The following is a 6,711-nucleotide window of genomic DNA, read 5'->3' as shown; positions in this document are numbered from 1 at the left end:
TAACTGCTTGGTCACTCTTCAAGACTTGATATTTTTTGTGATACCCGAAGGTATCTGAGATATCAATCCTGCGAGTGCCCACACAGATTGTCTGATAAATTGTTAAAGAGCAGTGAGTTACGCGCTTTCGCTTGCTAACTCGAGGTGGCGTATATTACGCTTTCCTCTTGCAGAGTCAAGCGTTTATTTTCGCTTTTCGTCTGGCTGACGGGCCGGTTGGTAAGCCGTTGTGCCGTGTCAGTGGAGGCGCAGTATAGGGATTTTACGGAAGCTGACAAGCGTTTATTACAAAAAAATGACTGAGCGCGCAATTTTTCGGCAAAATGTCCATTTTGGGCATTATTTGCTGTTTAAATGGGCTATTTCTTGTGCGAAACGCGCTACCTGAGGCCAATCAGTATAGACAACTTCTTTACTGATATCCGTTTCACCACCGGTCATCTTCATAATTAAGCGAATCATTATACGATCGTACCAATGATAGCGTGGATAACGCAGCGCACCAGCAAACACAGCACAATGATTCGGTTGCCATGGAGACGTCAGCAAGAACTTGCGCGTATAAGAGTTGGTTTGCGGGGAACGCTTCTCTGGCTTACGTGCAACCAGGTTTACTGAAAAGAATGCGCTGGGGATGTTATTCAACGCTTGCTGATGCTTTTTCACAAACGCCGCCACTGAAGAATGGAAATGCCCATAACGAATAGAAGCGCCAATCACGACACGCTGATAATTATCCCAGGCAATATCAGCGCTGCGATGCAGGTTGACCACATCACTTTCCACACCCAGCTCTTTGAGCTCAGAGGCTATATAAGAAGCAATCTCGCGAGTTTGACCATCGCGGGTCGAAAATAGAATCAAAGTTCTCACAGCGGGCTCCGGTTACTCACGCCAGAAGGTTGGCGTAAACAGTACGAGTAAAGTAAACACTTCAAGGCGGCCAAACAGCATGTTGGCTATCAAAATCCATTTTGCCACAGGGTTCATGCTGGAAAAGTTTTCCGCCACCACGCCCAATCCCGGGCCGAGGTTATTCAACGTTGCCGCAACGGAAGCAAAAGCGGAGAAGTCATCCACGCCCGTTGCAATAATCGCCAGCATGCTGACGATAAATACCAGCGCATAAGCGGAGAAAAATCCCCATACCGCTTCAAGAATTCTTTCCGGCAGCGCACGGTTGCCAAGCTTGATGCTATACACCGCATTCGGGTGCACAAGGCGTTTGAGTTCGCGATTACCTTGTTTGAACAATAACAGAATACGAATAACCTTGAGACCACCCCCCGTAGACCCCGCACACCCCCCTATAAAAGCAGAGCACAGCAACAACACAGGTAAGAAAAGTGGCCAACGCGCAATGCTGTCGGTGGTGAAACCCGCGGTCGTCGCCATGGAGACAACCTGGAAGAATGCCTGGTTCACCGTCAGCAAGGCCGTTTGATACGTATTATGAGCCCACAATACCAGTGTGCAGATAGCGACCAACGTCAGCTGCACGCCAATAAACATGCGGAATTCCGGGTCGCGCCAGTAGACCTTTATATTGCGCCCGCTTAATAAAGAGAAGTGCAGGCCATAGTTACAACCGGAGATCAGCAAAAAGATGGCGATAATCGTATTAATGGTTGGGCTATCAAAGTAGCCGATACTGGCATCATGCGTGGAGAATCCGCCGATGGCTATCGTGGCAAAGCTGTGGCCTATCGCATCAAACGCAGGCATCCCCGCAAACCAAAGCGCCAGCGCACAGGCAACGGTTAACAGCACGTAGATTATCCACAGCGTTTTTGCCGTATCGGCAATACGCGGCCGCATTTTATTATCTTTTAGCGGCCCCGGCATTTCAGCGCGATATAGCTGCATCCCACCGACGCCCAGAATAGGCAGAATGGCTACCGCGAGCACGATGATCCCCATCCCGCCAAACCACTGCAGCATCTGCCGATAAAACAGAATGGCGTGTGGAAGCGTATCCAGCCCAACAAGCGTCGTGGCACCCGTGGTGGTTAAACCCGAGAACGATTCAAAGAAGGCATCGGTTATTGTCAGATTCGGCTGTTCCGCAAAAATAAAGGGTAATGCCCCCACGCTCCCCAGCACCGTCCAGAACAACACGACGATCAGAAACCCTTCGCGCGGTTTCAGCTCACTTTTTTGCCGCCGGTTCGGCCACCACAGCAGGGAACCAATGAGTAGTGCTGCAAAGAAAGTCTGGGTGAAAGCCCGGCCCGCGCCATCGCGATAAATTAAAGCAACTAACCCGGGAATGATCATAGTCACGGAAAAGAGAATAACTAACAGACCAACGATTCGGGTGATGGCGCGAAAGTGCATTTCAGCCGTTTCCTTAACGATTAATAAATAACGACAGGTGATTACTGTTCAAGCGGCGATAAATGCAATGCACCGCGGCTAAAATCAGCAAGTCTGACGGAAAAGTCAGCGAGTTTCGCATGAGGTAGCGCGATACGTAATAGTACTGAAGCCTGAAAGTCACTGTGCACCCGTTCGCCGCTGCACTGTTTTAATAACGCTTCAACTCCGGCAAGCTGCGCATAGTCACACTGCAAAGTATATTCAGTTAATGGAACTTTGAGCATGGTTGGCAATTGATTTAATGCTGCCTGCACACCGCCACCGTAGGCTTTCACCAGACCGCCCGTTCCGAGTTTAATGCCGCCCGAGTAGCGAACCACTACCGCAGTGATTTCACCTATCCCGCTTCCCATTAGCTGGGCAAGCATAGGTTTTCCCGCGGTGCCTGCGGGCTCGCCATCGTCTGAAAACCCCAGCTGCTGAGAATCATCTGGCGCACCGGCAACCCAGGCCCAGCAATGGTGCCGGGCCGCCGGGTGTTCAGATCGCACATGTTCAAGAAACGCTTTCGCCGCCGCTACGCCAGCCGTATGCGCGACCAGCGTAATAAAGCGGCTTTTCTTGATCTCTTCGCAGACCTGGACGGACTGAGCAGGAATCAGCCAGCTCTCCATTACGCCAGTTTCAAATCACGCGTCATGTTTTCAATGCTGTTTTCGTGAACAATCACATTGTCCTCAATACGAATCCCGCCGAAAGGCTTCATCGTTTCAATGCGCTGCCAGTCAAAATGTTTGCTGTATTGCCCTTCGCGCCACGGTGCGAGCAGCGACTCAATGAAGTAAATACCCGGCTCGATAGTCAGAACCATACGCGGCTCCAGAATACGCGTGCAGCGCAGATACGGATATTGAGAAGGGGCAGCAAGGTGGGTACCGGTGTCATCCTGCATAAAGCCAGCGACATCATGAACCTGCAGACCCAATGGGTGGCCCAGGCCGTGCGGCATAAATGGCCCGGTAATCCCGGTTTCGACCATCGCTTCTTCGCTAATGCCCGTTACTAGCTTATGGCGGTTCAGCAGCTTCGCGATACGTTGATGGAACTGAATATGGTAATCGGTGTAGCGCACACCCGCTTTCAGAGTGTCTATTAACGCAAGTTGCTCGGTGTTAACGTCTTTCACCAATTGAGCATAATCATTGTCGCTATTAGCCGACCAGGTACGCGTTAAATCAGCCGCATAGCCGTTATATTCCGCGCCAGCATCTAAAAGGAAGCTACGCATTTCCTCAGGAGCACGATTATCTAATTTGGTGTAATGCAAAACTGCCGCGTGCTCGTTGAGCGCCACAATATTGCCGTAAGGCACATCGGTATCGCGATGCCCGGTTGCGGTCAGATAAGCCTGATTGATATCAAATTCGCTCATCCCGGAAAGGAAGGCTTCATGTGCAGCCTGATGGCCAACCACTGCGGTTTTCTGCGCTTCACGCATACACGCCAGCTCGTAGTCAGTTTTATAAGAGCGATGATAATGCAGGTAATCAATCACGCCTTTCGGGTTGATGTTAGCACCCTGAATGTCAAGCTGAATGGCGCGTTCTGGCACCGGCCCGATATAACCGATATTGCCACGTGCAGCAGGCAGCTGGCTGCCAATGCCGTCTGCTTTTGGCAAAGCAATCACTTCAACTTCGTCAGTCCAGAAGGATTCTGGCAGCGGCTCCACGTTGTGCCAGTAATCAACCGGCAGGTAGAACCACAGCTTAGGTTTGTTCACGCCATCCACCAGCAGCCAGCAGTTTGGCACTTGAGTCACCGGAACCCAGGCTTTGAATTGTGGATTAACCTTGAACGGATACGGATGATCGTCAAGGAAGACGTTGAACAGCTCGCCCGAGTGAATCAGCAGCGCGTCAAGATTGAAACGCGCCAGAACATTGCGGGTACGTTCCTGCAAAGTTGCCACATGATCTTGATAAAGTGAGGCCAGTGAATCCATGATTTACCCTTCTGTTTTTTTATAAACCTGAACGCCCCGCATCTTAGCACACCGTAAAGTTCACGAACTTATTTCCAGCGGCTGTGATCATCTTTGCAAATATTTAAAGACTAATTTGCATTTCATTAACATCAATTCCACACTCCCTCCATCTGGTACGACCAGATCCCATTGCTGGATTCAGGAGACTGACATGCTCTACCAAGGTGAAACCTTACATCTCGACTGGCTGGAAGATGGCATCGCAGAACTGGTATTTGATGCGCCCGGCTCAGTGAACAAACTCGATACCGCAACCGTAGCCAGCCTCGGCCACGCGCTGGATGTGCTGGAAAAGCAGCCCAACCTGAAAGGTCTGCTGCTCAGTTCCAATAAGGCCGCCTTTATCGTTGGCGCTGATATTACCGAATTCCTGTCATTGTTCCTGGTGCCTGCGGAACAGCTGACTCGCTGGCTGCAGTTTGCCAATAGCATCTTCAACCGCCTGGAAGATCTGCCGGTCCCGACAATTGCGGCGGTAAATGGTTATGCACTCGGCGGCGGCTGTGAATGCGTGCTGGCAACAGATTACCGTCTGGCAACGCCGGATACCCGTATCGGCCTGCCGGAAACCAAACTGGGTATCATGCCTGGTTTCGGTGGATCAGTGCGTTTACCTCGTTTGCTGGGCGCTGATAGCGCACTGGAAATCATTACTGCCGGGAAAGATGTTGGTGCCGTTGAAGCACAAAAACTCGGTTTAGTTGATGGTGTCGTTAAAACTGAAAAACTGCGCGCTGGCGCACTGGCTATACTGCGCCAGGCGATTAATGGCGATCTGGACTGGAAAGCCAAACGTGCGCCAAAACTGCAGCCGCTACGCTTAAGCAAAATCGAAGCCACCATGAGCTTCACTATTGCCAAAAGCATGGTGATGCAGATTGCGGGTAAGCACTACCCGGCGCCAATGACGGCAGTCAAAACCATCGAAGCCGCGGCAAAAATGGGCCGTGATGAAGCATTACAGCTGGAGACCCAAAGTTTTGTGCCGTTGGCGCGTTCCAATGAGGCCCGCGCGCTGGTCGGGATTTTCCTCAACGACCAATACATAAAAGGTCAGGTGAAGAAGCAGACCTTAAATACCGAAACCCCGAAACAGGCAGCCGTTCTTGGTGCCGGTATCATGGGCGGCGGCATTGCTTACCAGTCTGCCTGGAAAGGTGTACCGGTATTAATGAAGGATATTAACCAGAAGTCGCTGGAGCTGGGCATTAACGAAGCCAGCAAGCTGCTGAACAAACAGCTGGAACGCGGCAAAATTGACGGCATGAAACTGGCGGGTGTGATTGCCACCATTCATCCGACACTGGATTACGCTGGTTTTGAGCGTGTCGATGTGGTGGTTGAAGCGGTGGTTGAAAACCCGAAAGTAAAGAAAGCGGTTCTGGCGGAAGTAGAAGATAAAGTACGCCCGGATACCGTCCTGGCGTCGAATACCTCGACCATTCCGATTAGCGAGCTGGCAAACAGCCTGAAACGCCCGGAAAACTTCTGCGGGATGCACTTCTTTAACCCGGTGCATCGCATGCCGTTAGTGGAAGTGATCCGCGGTGAAAAAACCTCTGAGCAAACCATCGCGAAAGTGGTGGCGTGGGCCAGCAAAATGGGCAAAACCCCCATCGTGGTGAATGACTGCCCGGGTTTCTTCGTTAACCGCGTGCTGTTCCCCTACTTCGCAGGCTTTAGCCAGCTGATGCGCGACGGCGCTGATTTCCGTCAAATCGACAAAGTGATGGAAAAACAGTTCGGCTGGCCGATGGGCCCGGCGTATCTACTGGATGTCGTGGGTATCGATACCGCTCATCACGCCCAGGCGGTGATGGCGGCAGGGTTCCCGCAGCGTATGCAGAAAGAGTATCGCGATGCGGTTGATGCGATGTTTGACGCGGGCCGCTACGGTCAGAAAACCCAACAGGGTTTCTATCGCTACACACAAGACAGCAAAGGCAAGCCACGCAAAGAGCAGGATGAAGCGACTGACGGCCTGTTGGCAGAAGTCAGCAAGCCACGCCATAACTTCAGCGACGAAGAAATCATCGCCCGGATGATGATCCCAATGGTCAATGAGGTGGTGCGTTGCCTGGAAGAGGGCATCATCGCAAGCCCGGCGGAAGCAGATATGGCACTGGTTTACGGTCTGGGATTCCCTCCATTCCACGGTGGCGCATTCCGCTGGTTAGACACCATCGGCTGCGCAAAATATCTCGATATGGCGCAACAGTACGAACATCTTGGCCCGCTCTACCAGGTGCCGGACGGCCTGCGTACTAAAGCGTCCCGTAACGAGCTGTACTATCCACCGGTTGAGCCCGCGCGCCCGGCCATTGATCTGAAAAGCGCCTGAGGAG

5 protein-coding genes are annotated in these 6,711 nt (G+C 51.9%); 1 reads left to right on the top strand and 4 read right to left on the bottom strand.

The window, feature by feature from the left end; translation table 11 throughout:
• Window positions 1–339: 339 nt before the first annotated feature.
• Genes hemG through pepQ form a run of 4 tightly spaced genes read right to left on the bottom strand, consistent with a single transcriptional unit; the run spans window position 340 to window position 4,324 of the window.
• Window positions 340–873, bottom strand: coding sequence for a menaquinone-dependent protoporphyrinogen IX dehydrogenase (hemG, locus tag EHN07_RS12205; RefSeq protein ID WP_124024409.1), 534 nt, complete (start codon window positions 871–873; stop codon window positions 340–342).
• Window positions 874–885: 12 nt separating this feature from the next.
• A complete protein-coding gene (trkH, locus tag EHN07_RS12200) occupies window positions 886–2,337 on the bottom strand; it encodes a Trk system potassium transporter TrkH (protein ID WP_124024408.1) in 1,452 nt (483 codons plus the stop codon).
• A 41-nt stretch (window positions 2,338–2,378) separates the two neighbouring features.
• A complete protein-coding gene (locus EHN07_RS12195; RefSeq protein WP_124024407.1) occupies window positions 2,379–2,993 on the bottom strand; it encodes an IMPACT family protein in 615 nt (204 codons plus the stop codon).
• Window positions 2,993–4,324, bottom strand: coding sequence for a Xaa-Pro dipeptidase (gene pepQ, locus EHN07_RS12190; protein ID WP_124024406.1), 1,332 nt, complete (start codon window positions 4,322–4,324; stop codon window positions 2,993–2,995). The genes EHN07_RS12195 and pepQ overlap by 1 nt, the downstream gene beginning before the upstream one ends.
• A 193-nt stretch (window positions 4,325–4,517) precedes the next feature.
• Between pepQ and fadB the strand changes: the two genes are divergently transcribed.
• Window positions 4,518–6,707 (top strand): fatty acid oxidation complex subunit alpha FadB, encoded by a 2,190-nt coding sequence (gene fadB, locus EHN07_RS12185; protein ID WP_124024405.1) that lies wholly within the window; start codon window positions 4,518–4,520, stop codon window positions 6,705–6,707.
• Window positions 6,708–6,711 lie beyond the last annotated feature (4 nt).

The sequence above is a fragment of the Buttiauxella warmboldiae genome (genome assembly GCF_003818135.1).
In the GTDB taxonomy this organism is placed as follows: Bacteria; Pseudomonadota; Gammaproteobacteria; order Enterobacterales; family Enterobacteriaceae; genus Buttiauxella; species Buttiauxella warmboldiae.
This window is presented reverse-complemented; position numbering and strand designations above follow the sequence as displayed.

Excerpts from the sequence above, each read along its gene's own strand:
- trkH (WP_124024408.1), bottom strand. The coding sequence starts at position 2,337 with ATGCACTTTCGCGCCATCACCCGAATCGTTGGTCTGTTAGTTATTCTC.
- EHN07_RS12195 (WP_124024407.1), bottom strand. The coding sequence starts at position 2,993 with ATGGAGAGCTGGCTGATTCCTGCTCAGTCCGTCCAGGTCTGCGAAGAG.
- pepQ (WP_124024406.1), bottom strand. The coding sequence starts at position 4,324 with ATGGATTCACTGGCCTCACTTTATCAAGATCATGTGGCAACTTTGCAG.
- fadB (WP_124024405.1), top strand. The coding sequence starts at position 4,518 with ATGCTCTACCAAGGTGAAACCTTACATCTCGACTGGCTGGAAGATGGC.